Origin of the sequence: Endozoicomonas sp. SESOKO1, assembly GCF_024606265.1 — a bacterium.
Taxonomy (GTDB): domain Bacteria; phylum Pseudomonadota; class Gammaproteobacteria; order Pseudomonadales; family Endozoicomonadaceae; genus Endozoicomonas.
In genome coordinates this window covers 1-1,438 of record NZ_JAHHPP010000241.1, presented here as the reverse complement: position 1 = coordinate 1,438, position 1,438 = coordinate 1, and the positions used below count along the sequence as shown (strand labels likewise).

The following is a 1,438-nucleotide window of genomic DNA, read 5'->3' as shown; positions in this document are numbered from 1 at the left end:
TATTGAGATAGATCAATATTTAACAAAGAGAAATAGATAAACTGCCAACCTGTTCTCAGATGCCAGAGTTTGTTGGCATCCTGATACTATTTGATCATGCGCGTGTGATTTGCCCAGTTTTTTGCCTGAAGACTGGCCAGCCCTGACCAGTGCACTGATTGTTCGTTTTCTTTTTTAAACACCTGTCGTTGGATTTTACCGTGAAAATGTTTAAAGCACTGCCTGTGGCTTTAGCCGTATCTGCTGCGCTGGCGTCAATGTCCGCTGTGGCTGGAACCAAAGTTGAACAGCTGGAAAAGCGCATTCAAGAGCTGGAAGCCAGACTTGACAGTAACCAGATCCAGGAGCTGCAGGATCAGGTAAACAAGATGGAGCTTGACCAGGCGTCAGACTTCGATGTGGTATTCAGCGGCTATGCACGCTACGGCATCACCGATCAGCGAGGCGATGCGAAAGAGGTAAAAACCGCCGGGGCACTGAATGGCAATGCTACAGGACGACTTGGCAATGAAAGCAATGGCGGGGAATTTCAAGTAGCAACCACACGCACCAGTGCCAGTGGCACCAAGTGGGATCTGGTATTGATGATTGACGAATGGGGCAATAATACGACAGAAGTCAGAAAGATGTATGCCGGCGTCAGCAACATCCTTGAGTCCCAGCCAAACCTGTATATCTGGGCCGGTCGTAATTTTCATCAGCGTCCAATGTCAGATCTGAATGACTACTACTGGATTCGACACGATGGCCAGGGTGCAGGCCTGCAGAATTTCCAGCTGAACACTCTCAACATGGATATGAGCATGGATATGGGCATGGTGGAAAGCCTGACTGACAGCAGCCGCCGTGCGCTGACCGCCAAATTACACGGCATAGAAATTGGCGAAACCGCCTTGAACCTGTACGCCAACTATGGCTTCAGTTCAGACGGCGACAGAAAAGAGACCAAGGATTATAACCAGGAGTTTGGGGGATATAACCGAAGCAGCAATGCTTACCAGCTGGCCGCCGAATTTCTGTTCTCTGGCCAAAAGGCCGTTGTCCGCTATGCGGATAATGCAGTGAACAGCGCGTTCGACCTGGTATCTGGCCATGAAGCATTACTGTTCAGTTTGGAAGGCGGCATACCGGTAACCCAAAATATTGGCCTGCATTATCTGGCTGCCTATCAGTCTCTTGACGTAGACACTAACAGTGCAGGGGATAAATTGAGCCGTGATAATTACAATATCATTATCCGCCCAACCTACGCATGGAACGAGACACACTCCACCTGGCTGGAAATGGGCTATAACGTGGTTGATTATCAGGACATTGATGCAACAAACGACTCCTGGAAACTGACCCTTTCCCAGAATATTGCCATTGATGCGTTTTCTGCTGGTGCCCGGCCAATGCTGCGTTTCTACGCGACAGTAGGCGAGGCAGATAACGAATT

Annotated in this window: 1 protein-coding gene; it reads left to right on the top strand. The window is 49.2% G+C overall.

The window, feature by feature from the left end; genetic code table 11:
* Positions 1–206 precede the first annotated feature (206 nt).
* The coding region (locus KDK13_RS10780) for a carbohydrate porin (RefSeq protein WP_257284973.1) at positions 207–1,438 on the top strand (1,232 nt) is incomplete at its 3' end.